Source organism: Jannaschia formosa, from assembly GCF_003340555.1.
In the GTDB taxonomy this organism is placed as follows: Bacteria; Pseudomonadota; Alphaproteobacteria; order Rhodobacterales; family Rhodobacteraceae; genus Jannaschia; species Jannaschia formosa.
In genome coordinates this window covers 24741-44653 of the sequence record NZ_QPLJ01000007.1, presented here as the reverse complement: position 1 = coordinate 44653, position 19913 = coordinate 24741, and the positions used below count along the sequence as shown (strand labels likewise).

15 protein-coding genes are annotated in these 19913 nt (G+C 70.6%); 10 read left to right on the top strand and 5 right to left on the bottom strand.

The window, feature by feature from the left end; genetic code table 11:
- Positions 1–196 precede the first annotated feature (196 nt).
- Complete coding sequence (locus tag DR046_RS09570; RefSeq protein WP_115382160.1) at positions 197–1357, top strand: efflux RND transporter periplasmic adaptor subunit; 1161 nt, start codon at positions 197–199, stop codon at positions 1355–1357.
- Positions 1354–4467, top strand: a complete 3114-nt coding sequence (locus DR046_RS09565; protein WP_115382159.1) for an efflux RND transporter permease subunit — start codon at positions 1354–1356, stop codon at positions 4465–4467. The genes DR046_RS09570 and DR046_RS09565 overlap by 4 nt, the downstream gene beginning before the upstream one ends.
- Before the next feature lie 142 nt (positions 4468–4609).
- Here the strand turns inward: DR046_RS09565 and DR046_RS09560 are convergent, their stop codons facing one another.
- The 3 genes from DR046_RS09560 to DR046_RS09550 are packed head-to-tail and all read right to left on the bottom strand — an operon-like array spanning position 4610 to position 8815.
- Entirely contained in the window at positions 4610–5440 is an 831-nt protein-coding gene (locus tag DR046_RS09560; RefSeq protein WP_245190888.1) for a DMT family transporter, read from the bottom strand.
- A complete protein-coding gene (locus tag DR046_RS09555) occupies positions 5427–7649 on the bottom strand; it encodes a PIG-L family deacetylase (RefSeq protein WP_115382157.1) in 2223 nt (740 codons plus the stop codon). The genes DR046_RS09560 and DR046_RS09555 overlap by 14 nt, the downstream gene beginning before the upstream one ends.
- 11 nt (positions 7650–7660) lie before the next feature.
- Positions 7661–8815 (bottom strand): ROK family transcriptional regulator, encoded by a 1155-nt coding sequence (locus DR046_RS09550; RefSeq protein WP_135227282.1) that lies wholly within the window; start codon positions 8813–8815, stop codon positions 7661–7663.
- Between the two features lie 111 nt (positions 8816–8926).
- On the opposite strand from DR046_RS09550, the gene DR046_RS09545 reads away from it, so the two are divergent.
- The 8 genes from DR046_RS09545 to DR046_RS09510 all read left to right on the top strand — a co-directional run bounded on the left by DR046_RS09545 (position 8927) and on the right by DR046_RS09510 (position 19373).
- A complete protein-coding gene (locus DR046_RS09545) occupies positions 8927–10177 on the top strand; it encodes an extracellular solute-binding protein (protein WP_115382155.1) in 1251 nt (416 codons plus the stop codon).
- Positions 10178–10271: 94 nt separating this feature from the next.
- Positions 10272–11168 (top strand): carbohydrate ABC transporter permease, encoded by an 897-nt coding sequence (locus tag DR046_RS09540; RefSeq protein WP_115382154.1) that lies wholly within the window; start codon positions 10272–10274, stop codon positions 11166–11168.
- Positions 11165–12061 carry a carbohydrate ABC transporter permease gene (locus DR046_RS09535; RefSeq protein WP_115382153.1) on the top strand — a complete coding sequence of 299 codons (897 nt, stop codon included), beginning with the start codon at positions 11165–11167 and terminating at the stop codon, positions 12059–12061. Before DR046_RS09540 ends, DR046_RS09535 begins: the two co-directional genes overlap by 4 nt.
- Before the next feature lie 172 nt (positions 12062–12233).
- The gene (gene argH, locus DR046_RS09530) at positions 12234–13718 is read left to right on the top strand and encodes an argininosuccinate lyase (protein WP_209313567.1); all 1485 of its coding nucleotides are present in this window, start codon (positions 12234–12236) and stop codon (positions 13716–13718) included.
- Complete coding sequence (locus tag DR046_RS09525) at positions 13719–14765, top strand: ABC transporter ATP-binding protein (protein WP_115382152.1); 1047 nt, start codon at positions 13719–13721, stop codon at positions 14763–14765.
- Positions 14762–15637, top strand: a complete 876-nt coding sequence (locus tag DR046_RS09520) for a carbohydrate kinase family protein (protein ID WP_115382151.1) — start codon at positions 14762–14764, stop codon at positions 15635–15637. Before DR046_RS09525 ends, DR046_RS09520 begins: the two co-directional genes overlap by 4 nt.
- A 276-nt stretch (positions 15638–15913) precedes the next feature.
- Positions 15914–17488, top strand: a complete 1575-nt coding sequence (locus DR046_RS09515) for an ABC transporter substrate-binding protein (protein ID WP_115382150.1) — start codon at positions 15914–15916, stop codon at positions 17486–17488.
- A gap of 337 nt (positions 17489–17825) precedes the next feature.
- Positions 17826–19373: an ABC transporter substrate-binding protein gene (locus DR046_RS09510; protein ID WP_115382149.1), complete on the top strand. Its 1548-nt coding sequence runs from the start codon at positions 17826–17828 to the stop codon at positions 19371–19373.
- Here DR046_RS09510 and DR046_RS09505 read toward each other — a convergent pair.
- Both DR046_RS09505 and DR046_RS09500 read right to left on the bottom strand, forming a co-directional pair.
- Positions 19370–19675: a CcdB family protein gene (locus DR046_RS09505; protein WP_167767037.1), complete on the bottom strand. Its 306-nt coding sequence runs from the start codon at positions 19673–19675 to the stop codon at positions 19370–19372. The two genes, DR046_RS09510 and DR046_RS09505, sit on opposite strands and share 4 nt — an antisense overlap.
- Before the next feature lie 2 nt (positions 19676–19677).
- A complete protein-coding gene (locus tag DR046_RS09500) occupies positions 19678–19899 on the bottom strand; it encodes a type II toxin-antitoxin system CcdA family antitoxin (protein WP_115382147.1) in 222 nt (73 codons plus the stop codon).
- Positions 19900–19913 lie beyond the last annotated feature (14 nt).

Genomic DNA, 19913 nt, shown 5'->3' with positions numbered 1-19913 from the left:
GGGGCCGGCACGCGTGCGAGGCCCTTCCACGCCCTCTCCGGCACGGGCGGCCATCCGGCCCCCCTCGGCCGGTGCGCTTTTGCACGGTTCGCCCGCGCCGCAGCACTTGCCGAGCGGCCTTGACGGATCGGCCTCGGTCCGGCACCCCGCGACAGGAGCGCCCGCGCGCGGCGCGACGAAGCCGAAAGAGCCATCGATGCCCTCCGAGACCCCGGCCCCCGAGACTCCGGCCGCCAAGACTTCGGCCCCCGAAACTCCGCAGCGCCTGACCTTCAGGGACGATCCCGGCGCGCGCCGGTCCTTCTGGATCGCCGCCGCGCTGACCGTCGGGATCGTCGCCTGGATGGCGAGCGGCTTCGTCCTGCCCGCCGAGGAGGAGGCCCTTACCACCGCCCGCCCGCTGGAGGCGGAGCCCGTCGCCGTCGCCGTCCGGCCCTCCGCGGCGGAGCCGGTCACGCTGATCTTCCAGGCCGAGGGGCAGGCCCTGCCCGACCGCGACACCGCGATCCGGGCCGAGGCCTCGGGCGATGTGGCCGAGGTGCTGGTTTCGAAGGGCCAGGACGTGGAGGGGGGCGAGGTGCTCGCCCGTCTCTCTACCGTGCGCGCCGAGGCCGACCTCGCCCGCGCCCGGGAGGAGCTGGCCCGCGCCCGGCGCGAAGCCGAGAACGCCGCGCAACTGCTGGAACGCGGCGTCGCCACCGCCGACCGGGTGAGCGAGGCGAATGCCGAACTCGCCGCCGCCGAGGCCGGAGTCACCGCCGCCGAGGAAGCCGTCGCCGACGCGATCATCGTCGCCCCCTTCGCCGGCCGGATCGAGACGCTGGGGCTCGACGAGGGGGAGTTCGTGCAGGCGGGGACCGAAGTGGGGCGGATCGTCGACAACGACCCGCTGACGGTCGCGCTTCAGGTGCCGCAGCAGTCGCTGGGCCGGATCTCGAATGGCCAGCCCGCGCAGGTCGCCTTCATCACCGGCGAGACCGCGCAGGGCGAGGTCGCCTTCGTCGGCACCGCCGCCGCCGCCGAGACGCGCACCTTCCTCGTCGAGGTCACGGTCGACAACCCGGACGGCGCGATCCCGGCGGGCATCTCGGCCGAGATCCGCATCCCGACCGGGGAGACGCTGGCCCATTTCGTGCAGCCCTCGCTGGTCTCGCTCGACCCCGAGGGGCGCATCGGGGTGAAGACCGTCGAGGACGGCGTCGTCACCTTCCACGAGATCGAGATCGTGCGCGCCGAGATCGACGGCATCTGGGTCACCGGCCTGCCGCCCGAGGCGCAGATGATCACCGTCGGCCAGGGCTATGTCCGCGAGGGCGATCCGGTCACCGCCTCGCCCGAGGTGGAGGTGGAGGGATGAACGCGCTGATCGACGCCGCCTTCAGCCGCGCCCGCGTCGTCGCCATGGCGCTGGTCGGTCTGCTGATCCTCGGCGCCTACGCCTATATCGCGATCCCGAAGGAGGCCAATCCCGAGGTCCCCCTGCCCCTCGTCTACGTCTCGACCGGGCTCGACGGGATCAGCCCGGGCGATGCCGAGCGGCTGTTGCTGGAGCCGATGGAGGCGGAGTTCGGCGCCATCGAGGACCTGCAGAAGATGTCGAGCGAGTCGGCGCAGGGCTTCGCCTCGGTCCAGATGGAATTCGCCGCCGGGGGCGACATCGACGAGGCGCTCGACAAGGTGCGCGAGGCCGTGGACCGGATCGAGGGCGAACTGCCCGAGGACGCCTACGACCTGACCGTCACCGAGGTGAACACCGCGCTCTTCCCGATCATCACCGCCGTCCTGTCCGGCCCGGTACCCGAGCGCACGCTGAACGGTCTCGCCGACGACGCGCAGGAGGCGCTGGAAGCGATCCCCGGCGTGCTGGAGGTCGAGATCGGCGGCACCCGCGACGAGTTCCTGGAGGTGCTGATCGACCCCACGGTGTTCCAGACCTACAACCTCAGCTTCGAGGAGGTCATCGGCCAGATCCAGCGCAACAACCGCCTGATCGCCGCCGGCGCCATCGAGACGGGCGGGGGGCGGATCGTGCTGAAGGTGCCCGGCCTGATCGAGAACATCGAGGACGTCATGTCGATGCCGATCAAGGTGCGCGGCAACGCCGTCGTCACCTTCGGCGACGTCGCCGTGATCCGCCGCGCCTTCGCCGACCCGACCAGCTTCGCGCGCATCGACGGCCAGCCCGCCCTTGCGCTGGAGGTCAAGAAACGCTCCGGCGCCAACATCATCGAGACCGTGGCCGAGGTCCGCCGCGTCATGGCCGACCTGTCGGCCGACTGGCCCGAGAGCGTCGAGACCACCTTCCTGCAGGACCAGTCCGAGCAGGTCGAGACGCTGCTCTCGGACCTCGAGGCGAACGTGATCGCCGCCGTGGCGCTGGTGATGATCGTGATCGTCTTCGCGCTGGGCCTGCGCTCGGCGGTGCTGGTCGGGCTCGCCATCCCCGGCGCCTTCCTGTCGGGGGTGATCGCGCTCTGGGCGATGGGCTACACGATGAACATCGTCGTGCTGTTCTCGCTGATCCTGGTCGTCGGCATGCTGGTCGACGGCGCAATCGTCACCGTGGAGTTCGCCGACCGCCGCCTGCAGGATGGCGCGACGCCAAGGGCCGCCTATGCCGAGGCCGCCAAGCGCATGGCCTGGCCGATCATCGCCTCGACGGCGACGACGCTCAGCGTGTTCTTCCCGCTGCTGTTCTGGACGGGGCTGGTGGGCGAGTTCATGAAGTTCCTGCCGATCACGGTGATCCTGACCCTGTCGGCCTCGCTGGTCATGGCGCTGATCTTCATCCCCGTCACGGGCGGGCTGATCGGCAAGCGCCAGCCTCAGACGGCGGCCGCGAAGCGCGCGCTCCACGAGGCCGAGACGGGCGACCCGCGCCGCATCGGGGGCGCGACGGGCTTCTACGTCCGCGTCCTGCAATGGGCGATCCTCAGGCCCGGCGCGACGCTGCTGCTGGCGCTGGCGCTGCTGCTCGGCGCCTTCGGCGCCTACGGCCAGTTCGGGCGCGGCCTGACCTTCTTCCCGGAGGTCGAGCCGGAATTCATGCAGGTGCAGGTCCGCGCCCGCGACGACTTTTCGATCTGGGAACGGGACGCGCTGGTCCGCGCCGTCGAGACGCGCGTGCTCGGACTGCGCGAGATCGAGAGCGTCTATGCCCGCTCGACGCTCAGCGCGGGCGGCGGCGACGAGGAGACGATCGGCACGCTGCAGCTCGACCTGATCGACTGGGACCTGCGCCGCACCGCCGAGGAGCTGGGCGCGGAGATCCGCGCGCTCGTCGCCGACATCCCGGGCATCGACGTGCAGGTCCAGACCGAGAGCGGGGGGCCGACCGCCGGCAAGCCGGTGTCCTTGCAGCTGCGCGCCGCCGATCCCGCGGTCCAGGCCGCCGCGGTGGAGCAGGTGCGCGCCGCGATGGACACGATCGGGGGCTTCACCGACGTCACCGATACCCGGCCCCTGCCCGGGGTCGAGGTCTCGATCCTGGTCGACCGGGAGGAGGCCGCCCGCTACGGCGCCGATGTCAGCCTGCTGGGCCAGGCGGTGCAGCTATTGACGCAGGGGATCACGGTCGCCGACTACCGCCCGGAAGACGCCGATGGCGCGCTGGACATCCGCGTGCGCTTCCCGCGCGAGGAACGGTCGCTTTCCGAGCTGACGGGCCTGCGCGTGCCGACCAGCGCGGGGCTGGTGCCGATCTCGAACTTCGTCACCTTCGCGCCGACGCCGCGCACCGGCATCATCCGCCGCGAGGACGAGCGCCGGGTCGTCACCATCGAGGCGAATGTCGCGCCGGGCGTCCTGGTGACCGACCAGATCGCCGAACTGACCGCCGCGCTGGAGGCGGCGCCGCTGCCCGAGGGCGTGACCTACGCCTTCGGCGGCGAGGCCGAGGACCAGGCGGAGGCGATGAGCTTCCTCGTCGGCGCCTTCGCCGCCGCGATCTTCGGGATGCTCGTGATCCTCGTGGTGCAGTTCAACAGCTTCGCGCAGGCCGGCATCGTGCTCAGCGCGATCATCTTCTCGGTCGCGGGGGTGCTTCTGGGCCTGATCGTGACAGGGCGGCCCTTCGGCGTGGTGATGGGCGGGATCGGGGTGATCGCCCTGGCGGGCATCGTGGTGAACAACAACATCGTCCTGATCGACACCTACAACGACCTGCGGCGGAACGGGCAGCCGCCGCTCGAGGCGGCGCTGCGCACCGGCGCGCAGAGGCTGCGGCCGGTCGTGCTGACCTCGCTGACGACGGCGCTGGGGCTGATGCCGATGGTGATCGGGGTGAACCTCAACTTCTTCACCCGCGAGGTCGTCTACGGCGCGCCCTCGACACAATGGTGGACCGAACTCTCCGCCGCAATTGCCGGCGGCCTCGTCGTGGCGACGCTGCTGACGCTGGTCGTGACGCCCGCGCTGCTTATGCTGAGCGAGAAGAAGAGCGCCCGGCGGGTGCCGCAGCCGGCCTGAGGGGGCGCAGACGTCGCTCCGGACCGGGCGCCCGCAGCCGCAGGCCGTGCCGGCCGGCGGGATCGCCCGGCAGGTCCGTGCGCCTCCGGCGGGCATATTTGGGGAGCATCGAAAAGGGGGAGCGGCGGCGCGGCGTGACGCGCTACCTGCGGGCCAGGACGGTCGCGCCGACGATCAGCGCGGCGCCGATCCAGAAGCCCGTGCCGGGCACCTCGCCGAAGACCAGCCAGCCGACGGCGGTCGACAGGATCAGGCTGGCATAGCCCAGCACGGCGAGCAGCCCCGCCTCGGCCAGCCGGTGCGCCTGCAGGAAGCAGACCTGCGCCGATTGCGCGAAGACACCGATGGCGAGGAGGATGGGCCAGGCGTCCTGCGGCACGGGCTGCCAGCCCGCGAGCGCCAGGGGCGCCGTGGCCAGCGCCAGGCCGGCCGTGTAGGCGGTCATCATCACGACGGTCGGCTGGTCGTTGAGCTTGCGCGTCACGACGATGGCGCCGGTCCCGGCCAGCACCGTGACGGCGAGCGCAAGCAGCGCCCAGGTGGCCTCGGCCCGCGGATCCACCGCGACGGCCACGCCGACGAGCCCCAGCGCCCCCGCCCCCCAGCGCGCGGGGCCCGCACGCTCGCCCAGGAACAGAGCGGCGAGCGCGATCATCACCAGCGGCCGGGTGAAGTTCAGCGCGGTGAAGAGCGCCAGCGGCACCCGCGCCACCGCGTAGAAGGAACAGGTGAGCGCGAGGGTCGACATCCCCACCCGCGCGAGATGCAGGCCCGGCGCGCGCGCCTCGGCGAAGCGGCGGCGGGCGAGCCAGATCCAGGGCGAGATCAGGACGAGCCCGGTCAGCGCGCGCAGGAAGACGAGCTGCGCCGCCGGGATGTCGGCGCCCCAGGCCTTGACGATGGTCAGCGCCCAGACGTTGAGCCCCAAGTCGGCGAGCAGCCAGAGGGCGCCGCGCAGGTCAGATCGGGGCAACGAGATTGGCCATCAGCCGGAAGGCGCCGGGAACGAGATGCTCCATCTGGTGGTGCAGGATCAGGGCGCAATGGGTGTGCCGGCCCTTCCCGACCTCGCCCGAGATCAGCGCGCCGCGCAGCGGCTTCTCGCCCGGGTCGGCCATCGACAGGAGCGGGGTATAGGCCGCGTCCCAGGATTTCGCGAAGTAGAGGCCGCGCTCCTTCACCCAGCCGTCCCAGTCCTCCGGCCCGATCGGGTTCGGGCCGGTCAGGACGGGGTGGTCGGCGAGCTGCGTGACTTCGGCCTCGTTGTCGGTGACGCGCCAGCGCAGGGACGGCTGGCCGATCTCGACCGGGGCGGGCATCGCCGCCGGGTCCCAGGCGTCCCAGGGGCGGTGGTAGAGCGTCGTCAGCGTGCCGCCGGCGCGCACCCAGTCCGAGATCGCGGGCATGCGCTCGGCCAGCCCCGCGCGGAAGCGCAGCGCGAAGACGCCCAGCAGGATCGTGTCGGCCTGCGGGTCGTCCAGCGACTCGACCGGCGGCTCGGAGACTTCCGCCCCGATCCGGCGCAGCCAATGGGCGACGCGGTCGCTTCCGGCGCCGAAGACGGCGATGCGGGCGGCGGGAACGGCGACCTGCAGCGCGCGCAGGCGCAGGATCGCGGGGCGGGAGAGGACGCGGGCGGAGACATGCGGGGCGGCGATCTCGGTGACGAGCCGGGCCGGCGCGCCGTCGCGCAAGACCGGGATCGCGGTCAGGCCAGGGGTCGCGGGCAGGTGAAGGACCCCGTCCTCGTGGCGCCAGCCCCGGGGCAGGTCGAGGGTGCCACCCGCGACGCGGACCGCGACGGTGCTCTCGTGCGAGAGGTTCACCACCTCCGCCTGCGGGTCGAGCGAGACGCTCTCGGGCCGCGCGGCAGGGGTGCGGTCGAGGGGCAGGCGCAGGGCGAGAGGGCGGCCCTGCAGACTCGCCTCGACCTCCAGCGCGGGCGCGGCGGGGGCCAGCGGGTCGTAGCCCTCGGGATAGGCGATGGGATCGACGGAGGGGGCGACGGTCACGCCGTCGTCCCGCGCGGTCCACCCTTCCGGGAGGGCCAGGCGCGCCGACAGGTCGTGCAGCGTCCCGGCGCGGGTCTCGACGCGGATCGGCACGGCCGTGCCCGGACGGAGAATGGCGGCCTCGGCCCAGCCGCGCGCCTCGGCGCCGGCGGCGAGGAACAGCGCCCGATGGAGGCGCAGGCGCAGGCGGTGGGCGCGGTGGTCCTCCTCGGGCAGGATGTCCAGCGCGTCGGGGGCGCAGCGCAGGACGACCTCCGGATGCGCCAGGGCCGCGACCATCTCGTCGACCAGCGCATCGATCCGGGCGCCGCCGGGCCAGCCAAGATCGGCCCAGCGCGCGGGAAGGCCGTCGGTCACGGCCTCCTCTGCCGCTCCGCCGACCAGATGCAGGGGCCAGTCCCGCAGGGCCTCGGGCCATCGGCCCATGCCCTGCGTGCGATGCATGGCGCGGGAATACTGGCCGATCCTCTCCCATGTCGCGCCGCTGACCGGGTCGATCCCGGCGCCCGACACGACCACCGTCGCGGGCGGGGGCGGCAGGTCGTCGTCATAGGCCTGCCCGGCGCCGGACCAGGCGGGAAGGTAGAGCTTCGCGACCCGCCAGGCCGCGAGGCCCGGAGTCTCCCATGCCGAATCGGCCGCGCGGGCCACGGCCTCGGGCGCGAGCAGCGTCATCGCGCGGTGGTGGCCGTGCTGGCCGGCCACGTCGAGGAAGGTCGGGCAGAGCATGTCGGGACGCACGGCCCGCAGCGCGTGGGCGAAGCGGTCCAGCACCCGCTCCCGGCCCCAGCGCACCAGCGTCTCCTCTCCGGACTTGGAGAAGCCGAAATCGTGGACCGGGTCCTCCGGGTCGGGCGTCAGCCAGCGCAGCCGCAGGTCCAGCCTCTCGGCCGCGCGCTCCATCTCGGCGGTGCGCAGTACGCCCAGCGCGGCACCCGCTTCGCGCCCGATGTCGTTCTGCCCGCCCTCGCCCCGGGTGGAGCAGACATAGGCCACGTCCAGCCCGTCGCGGAAGCGCAGCGCGGCGAGCATGCCCGACGTCTCGTCGTCCGGATGCGCCCCCGACTGCATGAAGCACAGCGGAGAGCGCATGCCGGTCACCTCGCGCCACAGCTGCGTCAGGCGGGGGGCGGCGCGGTCGGCCTCCAGTCGGGTCTGGTCGGGGGTCATGCAGGGGCCTTTCAGGCGGCGAGCGCCGGGGTGAAGGTTCGGTTGAGCACCAGCGCGCCCGCCCCGATCACGGCAGCGAGGCGCGAGCAGCGCCCGACGCGCAGGGGCGGCTGCGTCCGGTCGGGGCGCCGCGCGACGGAGCGGTCGGGCAGCGGCGCCACCTCGACCAGGGCGCGGACGATGCCTTCGGGCATCGCGCCGCAGAGGACGATCGTCTGCGGGTCGAGCAGGTTCTCGATCAGCCCGGCCGCAAGGCCCAGCGGCCCGGCGGCTCCCGCGATCCAGTCGGCGAGCGCCGGGTCGCCGCCCGCGTGCAGCGCCGCCAGCGCATCCATATCGGCGGCGGCGCGGCCCGCCTCGCGCAGGTGGCGTTCCACCGACAGGCGACTGAGCAGCGCCTCCAGCGGTTGGGGGCCTTCCGAGGTTGGGATCGGGACATGCCCGATCTCGCCCGCATTGCCGTGGGCGCCGGCGAAGAGGCGCCCGTCCTGCACGATGGCGAGGCCGAGCCCGGTGCCGAAATACAGGCAGGCGAAGCTGGTCACGCCCTCGGGCGCGAGCGCGATGCGCTCGCCCAGGGCGGCGGCGTTGGCGTCGTTCTCGACGGTGATGGCAAGGTCCAGCGGCGCGAAGACCTCCGCCGCCGACAGCCCGTCCCAGCCGGGCAGGTCCGAGGCGATGCCGGTGCGCCCGAAGGGCCCCGGCAGCGCCACGCCCGCGCCCAGCAGCCGGTCCGCCGCGCCGGGCGCCGCCGCGAGCGCGGAGTCGCGCAGGCCCGGCAGCAGAGCGGTGACCGCCTCGGGCGCGGCCCGTGCCAGCGGCAGGCGCGCATTCCAGACAGGGCGGCCCGTCAGGTCGAGCAGCGCCGCGAGCAATGCGCCGGGCCGCACCTCGATGCCCAGCGCATAGGCTCCGGCGGCATCCAGGACGTATTGCCGGGCGGGCAGGCCGCGGCTGCCGCGCGCCGTCCCCTCGACGCGCAGGAGCCCGTCGCCCTCCAGCTCGGCGATGATGTTGCTGACCGCCTGCGTCGAGAGCCCGGTGCGCCGCGCGATCTCGGCCCGGCCCAGCGCGCCTCCGGCCTGAAGCTGGCCCAGCACGAGCTGGCGGTTATGGTCGCGGGAACGGGAGGGGGTGACGCCGCGGGGGGCGGAGGACTGGAACATGACGCCGGAATAACTCAACAAGGTTGTGTATTCAACGAAGCTGTTCTAGCCTCCGCTCCAATGTCCGCCCGGCCGTGCATCGGGCGGCGGCTCAACCGACGGGAGACACCCATGATCACCAGAACGACCGCCCTCGCCGCCCTCGCCGCGCTGGGCCTCGGCACGACCGCCCAGGCCCAGGTCGAGATCGAGTACTGGCAGTATTTCTTCGACGCCCGCGTCGAGGCGATGGAGCAGCTCATCGAGGCCTTCGAGGCCGAGAACCCCGACATCACCGTCACGATGACGCATTTCCCTTATGCCGACTACCGCACCAAGGTCGCCGCCGCGATCCCGGCGGGCGAGGGACCGGACGTCGTGCAGCTGTTCTACGGCTGGCTCAACGACTACATCGAGGCCGGGCTGATCCAGCCCCTGCCCGCCGACGTCTTTCCGGCCGAGAAGATCGACGAGGAATATTTCCCCATGGTCCAGGCCATGAAGGAGGACGGCCAGTACTGGGCGCTGCCGACCGCCGTGCGCTCGCTCGCGCTGTTCTACAACGAGCGGCTGATGGAGGAGGCGGGGGTCGAGAGCCCGCCCGAGACCTTGGAAGAGATGATGGCGGCCGCGCAGGCCATGACCAAGCGCGACGGCGCGGGCAACCTCACGCAGGTCGGCATGACCGCCGGCATGACCGCGCAGGACCACCACTGGTGGCGCGAGGGTCTCGTCCGGCAGATGGGCGGCGAGCCCTATCTCGACGACTACCGGACCGTGAACTACGACAGCGAGGCCGGGCGCGAGGCGCTCGAGTTCTATACGAGCCTCTTCACCGGCGACGACGCCGTGACCGCGATCGGCTTCATGGACGAGCCGCAGGCGGCCTTCACGGCGGGCCGGGCCGGCATGCATATCGACGGCTCCTTCCGCATCGGATCGCTGGAAGGGACGCGGGGCCTCGAATGGGGCGTGACCGAGCTGCCGGCGACGGCGGACGGGACGCGGTCGAACTATTCCTCCTACTGGGTGAACGCGATCACCACCAAGGCCGAGGGCGAGAAGTACGACGCCGCCGTCAAGTTCATGGACTACATCACCTCGGACGAGGCGATGCAGGTCTGGCTCGACGTGGTGGGCGAGCTTCCGGCCAAGCCGAGCGTCGGCATGACCGACGAGAACGCCAATGACGAGGTCTTCGGGCCCTTCATCCGCGGCCTCGAATACGCCCACACCACCAAGTTCGCCGACGAGAGCGCGCAGCGCCAGCTGATGGTCGAGATGATCGAGCGCATCACGCTGCAGGGCATGGACCCGGCCGAGAGCCTGGCCATCGCCGCCGAGGCCGAGCAGAAGATCCTCGACGACTACTACGCCGACTGATCGCCCGGACAGGACCGGGCGCGGGGGCCTCCCTCCCCCGCGCCCGGTCTTCGCGGCATCGTCCGCAGGACGCCCCTGACGCGAGGCGCAGACCATGCAATTCTACCGCAACCTGACGCTTCGCCGGAAGCAGATCGCCTGGGCCTGGGCCTTCCTGGCCGTGCCGGTGCTGTTCTACACGGTGATCCGCTTCTATCCGACCGGCAACGCCGTGCTCATCTCGTTCCAGGACTGGAACCTTCTGGGCGCGCGGACATGGACGGGCCTCGACAACTATGTGCGGCTCTGGAACGACCCGGAGTTCTGGACGGTCTTCGTCAACACCTTCCAGTACCTGCTGATCGGGACGCCCGTGTCGCTGGTGCTGGCCTTCGTCATCGCCTACCACCTCGACAAGCTGCGCTTCGCCCATTCCTTCCTGCGGATGCTGTACTTCCTGCCCTTCATGACCTCGGCCGTGGCGATGGCCTGGGTCTGGCGCTGGTTCTACCAGCCGGTGCCCATCGGGCTGTTCAACAACCTGCTGGCAAGCGTGGGCATCCCGCAGGTCGAATTCCTGAACTCGGTCGAGAACGCGCTGCCCTCGGTGCTGGCCCCCGCGATCTGGGCGGGCCTGGGCTTTCAGGTCATCATCTTCATGGCGGGGCTGCGCGCGATCCCGCAGACCTACTACGAGGCCGCGCGGATCGACGGCGTCGGCTGGTGGACGGTGCTGACCGAGATCACGATCCCGCTCCTGCGCCCCACCATCGTCTTCATCGTCGTCTTCTCGTCCATCGGCTTCCTGCGGATCTTCGACCACGTCTACAACATGACGACGAACAACCCCGGCGGGCCGCTGAACTCGACCGAGCCGCTGGTGCTGATGATCTACCAGACGGCTTTCACGTCGTTCGACATCGGCTATGCGGCGGCGCAGACGGTGGTGCTGTTCACGATCCTGCTGATGGTCTCGCTGCTGCAACTCTGGATCCTGAGGGCCGACAGATGACCGACGCGACCCTCTCGAACGTCCCCGACCGGGTGAAGCCTTCGTCCGAGGCGCTGCTGTCGAAGCCGACCGGCCGGGGCCCGCGCGACAACGCGCAGGTGATCCGCTGGATCCTGCTGTTCCTCGGCGGCGTGCTGATGGTGATGCCGATCGCCTACATGATCTCGACCTCGCTCAAGTGGCCGCACGAGGTCTACAACGTCAACCTCATCCCCGAGGAGCCGACGCTCGACAACTATGTCTACGTGCTGGAGGACGGGCGCTTCTACGGCTGGTTCGTGAACTCGATCATCATCGCGACGCTGACGACGATCTCGAACCTCTTCTTCGACTCGCTGGTCGGCTACACGCTCTGCAAGTTCCGCTTCCCGGGCCGCACGCTGGTCTTCATCGCGATCCTGTCGACGCTGATGATCCCGACCGAGATGCTGGTGATCCCATGGTACCTGATGAGCCAGCAGTTCGGCTGGCTCGACAGCTACTGGGGGATCATGTTCCCGGGCCTGATGACCGCCTTCGGCGTCTTCCTGATGAAGCAGTTCTTCGAGAGCGTGCCCGACGACTTCCTCGAGGCGGCGCGGATCGACGGGCTCAACGAGTTCCAGATCTGGTGGGAGGTGGCGATGCCCCTGGTCCGCCCAGCCCTGGCGGCGCTGGCGATATTCGTCTTCCTCGGCAACTGGACGGCCTTCCTCTGGCCGCTGATCGTCACCAACTCGGTCGAGATGTACACGCTGCCGGTGGGGCTGTCGGGCTTCGGGGACGAGGCGGACGTCGCCTGGGAGCTGATCATGACGGGGGCCGCGATCTCCACCATCCCGACGCTGATCGTCTTCCTGATCTTCCAGCGCTTCATCATCCGCGGCGTGGTGATGGCGGGGCTGAAGGGGTGAGCGCCGGTCCGGCGAAACCGGCGAAAGGTCCAGTGGACCTTTCGAGGCGCGAACGGGCGGAGCCCCGGGCGACGGTCCGCAGACCGGTCGGACGATCGAAGATCGTCCGACCGGGGCGGGGGCTCTGCCCCCGCACCCCCGGCATATTTCCGGAGCATCGAAAGGGGGAGCCGTGACGGACCTCGAGAGCTTCCCCCACCCCGTCTATCGCGACACGGTGCTGGCGCCTCTCTTCGAGGGGGTGAAGGCGAACTATGCCGGCGGGATGGACGCCATCAATCGCGCGCATCTGGTGATGCTGGTCGAGACCGGCATCCTGTCGCGCGCCGATGGCGCCGCTCTGGCGGGCGCGCTCGACGCGATCTCGGCGGAGGTCGATCCGGCGGCGCTGAGCTATACCGGCGAGCACGAGGACTGGTTCTTCCTCGTCGAGGCGCAGCTGCGGGAACGGCTGGGCGACCTCGGCGGGGCGCTGCACACCGCGCGGTCGCGCAACGACATGGACCACACGCTGTTCAAGATGGCGCTGCGCGGGCGGGTGGCGGGGCTGGAGGAGCGGCTGCACGCGCTGGCCGAGGCGATGCTCGACAAGGCGCGGGCCGAGCGGGACACGCTGATCGTCGCCTATACCCACGGCCAGCCGGCGCAGCCCTCTACCTTCGGGCACTATCTGGCCGCCGCCCTCGAAGTGCTGCTGCGCGACGCGGCGCGCCTCTCGGAGGCCGCCGACGGGCTGGAGCATTCGCCGATGGGCGCCGCCGCGATCACGACGTCGGGCTTCCCCATCGACCGCGGCCGGGTGGCGGAGCTTCTGGGCTTCGAGGGGGTGCTGCTCAATTCCTACGGCTGCATCGCCTCGGTCGATTACGTCACCGGGCTCTATTCCGCGATGAAGCTGCCCTTCGTGCATCTGGGCCGCCTCGTGCAGGATTTCGCCTTCTGGTCAGCCTTCGAGGTCGGGCAGCTGCGGCTGCCGCGCAGCCTGGTGCAGATCAGCTCGATCATGCCGCAGAAGCGCAATCCCGTCCCCATTGAGCACATGCGCCATCTCGCCGCCGTCACGGCCGGGCGCTGCGACACGATGGTCGACACGATGCGCAACACGCCCTTCACCGACATGAACGACAGCGAGGGCGAGGTGCAGCAGGCCGGCTACGCCGCCTTCGAGAGCGGGGGCCGGATGCTGGACCTGCTGGCCGCCGTGGTCGCCGCCGCGAAGATCGACGCCGCGAAGGTGCGGCGCAATGCCGACGCCGCCTGCGTCACGATCACCGAGCTGGCCGACACGCTGGTGCGCGACGAAGGGCTGACCTTCCGCGCCGCCCATCACGTCGCCGCCGAGACGGCGCGCGCGGTCATCGAGGCGGGCGTGCCGCTGGGCGAGGGCCATGCCGCCTTCGCCCGTGCCTTCGCCGCACAGACGGGCCGCGAGACGGCGCTGGACCCCGCCGCCTTCGCCGAGGCCGTCTCGCCCGAAACCTTCGTCGCGCGCCGCGACCGGCCCGGCGGCCCGGCGCCCGCCGCGCTCGACGCCGCGTTCGAAACCTATGCGGGGGCGCTCGACGACCTGCGCGCCCGGACCCGCGCCCGCGCCGACCGGCATGACGAAGCCGACCGGATGCGGGCCTCTGCCTTCGCCGCCCTCAAGGAGACCTGAATGGCCGACCTCGCCCTGCGTTCGCTGACCAAGGCCTACGGCCAGACCGAGGTGCTGCACGGCATCGACCTGACCGTCGCCGACGGGGAGTTCGTCGTGCTGGTCGGGCCCTCGGGCTGCGGCAAGTCCACGACCCTGCGCCTGATCGCGGGGCTGGAGGACGTCACCGCGGGCGCCATCGAGATCGGCGGCCGCGACGTCGCAAGGCTGGAGCCGAAGCAGCGCGACATCGCCATGGTGTTCCAGAACTACGCGATCTACCCGCACATGTCGGTGAGGAAGAACATCGCCTTCGGCCTGCGATCCTCGAACCTGCCAAAGGCGGACAAGGCGCGCCGGGTGGACGAGGTGGCCGAGCTGCTGGGCATGACGCCGCTTCTTGACCGCAAGCCGAACCAGCTGTCGGGCGGGCAGCGCCAGCGCGTCGCCATCGGGCGGGCCATGGTGCGCGATCCGAAGGTCTTCCTGTTCGACGAGCCGCTGTCGAACCTCGACGCGCAGCTGCGCACCCAGATGCGGCTGGAGATCAAGAAGCTGCACCAGCGCGTCGGCACCACCATCGTCTTCGTCACCCATGACCAGGTCGAGGCGATGACGCTGGCCGACCGCATCGTCATCATGAAGGACGGGCACATCCGGCAGGTCGGCACGCCATCGGAGGTCTATCGCAGCCCGGCCGACACCTTCGTCGCGCGCTTCATCGGGGCGCCGTCGATGAACCTGATCGAGGGGCATGCCGTATCCGGGACGGTCACGCTGGCGAGCGGCGGAACGATGCCCCTCGCGCGGGGCAAGGGCGATGTCCTGCTGGGCGTGCGCCCCGATGACCTGCATCCCGTGGACGGCCCCGCGCTGATCGAGGGCCGCGTGACGGTGCAGGAGCCGCTGGGCCCCGACACGCTGATCTATGTCGAGACGCGTGCGGGCGAGATCATCGCCAAGGCCGACGCGCGGACACCGCCGGCGGTGGGCAGCACCGTGCGGCTGGGCGCCGCCCCGGAGGATGTGCACCTGTTCGACCGCGAGAGCGGGCTGGCCGTCGCATGAGCCGGGACGGCGTGCTCTGCGTCGGGCGGGTCTATTGCGATCTCGTCTTCACCGGCCTGCCCCGGATGCCGACGCCCGGGACGGAGACCTTTGCGGGCGGCCTGACGCTGCATCCGGGCGGGGGCGCGGCGATCACGGCCGCCTATCTTGCCGCGCTGGGCCGCCCGGCCTTCCTCGCCGCCCACCTTCCCGCCGCGCCCTTCGACACGGGCGTGGCAGACCGGCTGGCCGCGCTGGGCGTTGACCTGTCGTTCTGCGCGCCCGCCACCTCGCCGGAGCCGCAGATGACGGTGGCCATGGTGCAGGAGGGCGAGCGCGCCTTCCTGACCCGCGACGCGGGCGACGCGGTCCCGCCGCTCGACGCCGGGGCGCTGCGGGGGGCGGGGATCGGCCATCTTCATGTCGGCGAACTGAAGACCCTGGTCGAGCGTCCCGACCTCCTGGACCTCGCCGAGGCGGCGGGGCTGACGGTGTCGCTCGACTGCGGCTGGGACGATGGTGTGACCGCCGCGGTCGCGCCGCTGATCGCGCGGGCCGACCTGTTCCTGCCCAACGCCGAGGAAATGGCCCGGCTGGAAGCGCTGGGCCTGCAGCCGCGCGGGAGGGTCGCGACGGTGATCAAGATGGGCGCCGAGGGCTCGGCCCTGCCCGGCGCCGCGCCCGTCCCCGCGCCGGAGGCCGAGAGCCTCGACACGACGGGGGCGGGCGACGCGTTCAACGGCGGCTTCGTCGATGCCTGGCTTTCGGGCGCGGCGCTGGAGGCCTGCCAGCGCGCGGGCAATGCCTGCGGCGCGCTGGCGGTCGCCCATGCGGGCGGCACGGCGGGGGCGGTTAAGATGCGGTCCCTTCCGACGTCTGCTGCCCGCGCCTGACGTATCAGTCTCGTCGGTTGTGCAGGAACTGGTGAAGCGGGCCGAGCCGTTCGAGCGCCTCCCGCAGGAGAGGGCCATGCGCGCAGGCCCGGCGATCGCCCCATTTCAAAGCGGTCCGGGCCGTGTTCAAGCGCCCGGCCCGGGACGATCCGACCGGGTGTCCCAGGGTCAACCGCTGCCCCCGCGCTTGCGCCCGCGGCCCAACCGTGATCCCCTTCGCGCCATGACGCCGGGCGCGGCGAACGACGCCCGGCCCAACCCGACACGGAGATCCCCATGCTACGCACCACAGCCCTTGTCACCATCGCCGCGCTGGCCGCCGGCGCCGCGAACGCCGAGACGCTCCGCTGGGCGCGCGCGGGCGACAGCCTGACGCTCGACCCGCATGCCCAGAACGAGGGGCCGACCCACACGCTGGCCCACCAGATTTATGAGCCGCTGATCATCCGCGACTCGGCCGGCGCCTTCCAGCCCGCGCTCGCCACCGACTGGGCGCCGAAGGAAGGCGATCCGAACGTCTGGGTCTTCAACCTGCGCAAAGGCGTGACCTTCCACGACGGATCCGACTTCACCGCCGAGGACGTCGTCTTCAGCTTCGAGCGTGCGAAGACCGAGACTTCGGCGATGAAGGAGCTGCTGACCTCGATCACCGAGATTCGCGCCGTCGACGACTACACCGTCGAGTTCGTCACCGACGGGCCGAACCCGATCCTGCCCGCGAACTTCACCAACCTGTTCGTCATGGACAAGGGCTGGACCGAGGCCAACGACACCGTCGCCGTCCAGGACGTCGCCGCCGGCGAGACCACCTTCGCCACCAGCAATGTCAACGGCACCGGCCCCTACACGCTGGTCTCGCGCGAGCCCGACGTGCGCACCGTGCTGGAAGCCAATCCCGGCTACTGGGGCGTGGGCGAGTTCCCGCTGGAGGTGACCCGGATCGAGTACACGCCGATCCAGAACGCCGCGACCCGCGTCGCCGCTCTGCTGTCGGGCGAGGTCGACTTCATCCAGGACGTGCCCGTCCAGGACCTGAGCCGCGTCGACGAGACCGACAACCTGGTCGTCAAGACCACGCCGCAGAACCGGACGATCTTCTTCGGCATGAACGTGGGCGCCGACGACATCGAGCGTGACAACGTCGAGGGCAAGAACCCGCTCTCCGACGTGCGCGTGCGCCAGGCGATGAACATGGCAATCAACCGCGATGCCATCCAGCGCGTCGTGATGCGCGGGCAGTCGTCGCCGACCGGCGTCATCATCCCGCCCTTCGTCAACGGCTGGACCGAAGAGCTCGACACCGTGCCGGAAGGCGACATCGAGGCCGCCAAGGCGCTGATGGAGCAGGCGGGCTACGGCGACGGCTTCTCGATCCAGCTCGACTGCCCGAACGACCGCTACGTCAACGACGAGGCGATCTGCCAGGCCGCCGTCGGCATGCTGGGCCAGATCGGGGTCAACGTGAACCTGAACTCCCAGTCGAAGGCGCTGCACTTCCCGCTGATCCAGAACGAGCAGACCGACTTCTACATGCTGGGCTGGGGCGTGCCGACCTATGACAGCGAGTACGTCTTCAACTTCCTCGTCCACACCAAGGGCGACGAGCGCGGATCCTGGAACCCGACGGGGTATTCGAACCCGGAGCTCGACGAGATGATCGTGTCGCTGGCCTCCGAGACCGACCTCGACGCCCGCAATGAGACCATCGCGGACATCTGGGCGATCGTGCAGGGCGAGACGCTCTACATCCCGCTGCACCACCAGGTGCTGAACTGGGGCATGACCGAGGATGTCGGCATTGAGGTCTCGCCCGAGGACGACCCGAAGTTCAAGTTCGTCGAGATGAACTGAGACGATCCTCAGTATCGGAGAAGGGGCCCTTCGGGGCCCCTTTTTCATGCGCTCCGCTGCGCGCGCCCCTCCGGGCGACATCGCATCTGGGCATCCGGGCCTTCGACCCCAGCGCCGGCGCTCGGGACAGCCCCTCTCCCGTCAGGGAACACGGGACATCCGGCGAAAGCCGCGCGCAGACACTTGCGGTCGTCAGTTCATCCCGACGCCCTGGCCCCCTTCAGCCACCGGGATGTCGTTGGCGTCGCCCCGGCGCCCGGGCCGGCCGGGCGAACTTGATTTGACCTGGCCGCCCGCTGCGTCATCCTGTCCCCCGCAACCATCCAAGGGGGACACCATGAGACCGATCCTGACCGCTGCCATGCTCGCAGCGGCCCTGCCGGCCGGCGCGGCCGAGCTGCGCTTCGCCTCGACGACCGATCCGAACACGCTCGACCCGAACGCGGGCAATTCCTCGCCGGTGTTCAGCCTGCTGGGCAACGTCTACGAGGGCCTTGTCCGGCGTGGCCGCGACATGTCCATCGAGCCGGCGCTCGCGACCTCGTGGGAGCCGATCGGCGAGGGCGAGGGCTGGCGCTTCAACCTGCGCGAAGGCGTGACCTTCCACGGCGGCGAGACCTTCGACGCCGACGACGTGATCTTCAGCTACGAACGCGCGTCGAGCCCGGAATCGGACACGTCGAGCTGGTTTGCCCCCGTCTCCGAGGTGATCAAGGTCGACGACTACACTATCGACATCATGACCTCGGCCCCGAACCCGATCTTCCCCGACAGCATCGCCAACTGGATGATGATGGATTCCGGCTGGGCCGAGGCCAACGACGCCACCCGCCCGAATATCGAGCAGGGCAACTACGCCACGCTCAACACCAACGGCACCGGCCCCTATACCGTCGTCGAGCGCCAGCCGGGCCTGCGCACCGTTCTCGAAGCCTATGAAGGCTGGTGGGGCGACGACCGGGGCAATATCGACCGCGCGGTCTTCACCCCCGTCCAGAACTCCGCCACCGCGGTCGCGGCGCTGCTGTCCGGCGAGCTCGACCTGATCGAGCCGGTTCCGGTGCAGGACGCCAACCGCGTGGACGAGGCCGAGGGCGTCGACGTGCTGCGCGGGATCGAGGCGCGGGTCATCATGCTGGGCTTCCCGCACGACGCCGACGCGCTCATCACCGGGACCGAGGACAATCCCTTCGCCGACGTGCGCGTCCGCCAGGCCGTGGCCCATGCGATCAACGTGCCCGCGATCCTGCAGACCGTCATGCGCGGCTCGGCCGAGCCGGTGGCGCAGCTGATGGGCGCGGGGATGCGCGGCTATACCGAGGGGCTGGAGCGGCCCGAGTACGACCCCGAGCGTGCCCGCGAGCTGCTGGCCGAGGCGGGCTATCCCGACGGCTTCCGCTTCTCGCTCAAGTGCCCCAACGACCGCTACCTCAACGACGAGGCGGTCTGTACCGCGATCAACGCGATGCTGGCGCAGGTCGGGCTGGAGCCCCTGCTGGAGACGATGCCTGTCGCGAACTATTGGCCGGTCCTGCGTGAGAACGACCACGACATGTTCCTGCTGGGCTGGTCGCCGGGCACCTTCGACGCCGAGCATCCGATCCGCTTCCTGCTCGCCACCCCGGACGAGGAGGCGCTGCTGGGCTCCTGGAACTTCGGAGGCTATTCCAACGCGCGCATCGACGAGCTTCTGCCGATGGTCCAGTCCGAGATCGACGACACGAAGCGGCAGGCGATGCTGGACGAGATCGCGCAGATCCAGCTCGACGACGTGGCCTATGTGCCGCTCTACGTCCAGCCGCTGATCTGGGGCGTGAAGGAGGGGATCGAGGTCGTGCAGCGGCCCGACAACTTCCTGGTCCTGCGCTGGATCGAAGCGAGCTAGATCCCGCCCAGCACCATGTCGAGGGCGCGCGTGATATCGTCGCGCGCGTCCGGCACGTCCATGACCCAAGGTCCGATTTCCGGCAGGTAGAGGGTCGCGAGGTTCAGGAGGACCGCGACCAAGGGTTCGTCGCCGACGACCACGACGGGCCGGAGCCGCTTGTCGAGCGCGCGCACCGCAGCCTCCGGAGCGAGCGGTGCGACGATCCGGCTGCCGGTCTCGCCGAGGAGGTCGCTTTGGATCACGAGTATCAGCGAGTCATCACCCGCCAGGCGATGCACGGCCCATTGGCGGGGGTCCACTCTCAGAACTTCCGATATTTCGCGAGGGGGATGCCGTTCTCCGCGATCCACCTGTTATAGGCTTCGATCCCCGGCCGCAGTTCCTCCCGCAGTCGCTCCTGCCGCTCCGCCTTCACGGCCGCTTCCAATCCCGAACTCGCAGCGGCGGAAACGTTGATGCCATAGCTCTTCGCCTCGTCGAGCAGGTCGGCGTCCAGTGACAGGCTGGTCTTGCGGGTCGGCATGGGCAGCCTCCTTC

What these genes read in the sequence shown, in the direction of transcription:
- DR046_RS09570 (WP_115382160.1), top strand. Translation starts at nt 197, where the DNA reads ATGCCCTCCGAGACCCCGGCCCCCGAGACTCCGGCCGCCAAGACTTCG.
- DR046_RS09565 (WP_115382159.1), top strand. Translation starts at nt 1,354, where the DNA reads ATGAACGCGCTGATCGACGCCGCCTTCAGCCGCGCCCGCGTCGTCGCC.
- DR046_RS09555 (WP_115382157.1), bottom strand. Translation starts at nt 7,649, where the DNA reads ATGACCCCCGACCAGACCCGACTGGAGGCCGACCGCGCCGCCCCCCGC.
- DR046_RS09550 (WP_135227282.1), bottom strand. Translation starts at nt 8,815, where the DNA reads ATGTTCCAGTCCTCCGCCCCCCGCGGCGTCACCCCCTCCCGTTCCCGC.
- DR046_RS09545 (WP_115382155.1), top strand. Translation starts at nt 8,927, where the DNA reads ATGATCACCAGAACGACCGCCCTCGCCGCCCTCGCCGCGCTGGGCCTC.
- DR046_RS09540 (WP_115382154.1), top strand. Translation starts at nt 10,272, where the DNA reads ATGCAATTCTACCGCAACCTGACGCTTCGCCGGAAGCAGATCGCCTGG.
- DR046_RS09535 (WP_115382153.1), top strand. Translation starts at nt 11,165, where the DNA reads ATGACCGACGCGACCCTCTCGAACGTCCCCGACCGGGTGAAGCCTTCG.
- DR046_RS09525 (WP_115382152.1), top strand. Translation starts at nt 13,719, where the DNA reads ATGGCCGACCTCGCCCTGCGTTCGCTGACCAAGGCCTACGGCCAGACC.
- DR046_RS09520 (WP_115382151.1), top strand. Translation starts at nt 14,762, where the DNA reads ATGAGCCGGGACGGCGTGCTCTGCGTCGGGCGGGTCTATTGCGATCTC.
- DR046_RS09515 (WP_115382150.1), top strand. Translation starts at nt 15,914, where the DNA reads ATGCTACGCACCACAGCCCTTGTCACCATCGCCGCGCTGGCCGCCGGC.
- DR046_RS09510 (WP_115382149.1), top strand. Translation starts at nt 17,826, where the DNA reads ATGAGACCGATCCTGACCGCTGCCATGCTCGCAGCGGCCCTGCCGGCC.
- DR046_RS09500 (WP_115382147.1), bottom strand. Translation starts at nt 19,899, where the DNA reads ATGCCGACCCGCAAGACCAGCCTGTCACTGGACGCCGACCTGCTCGAC.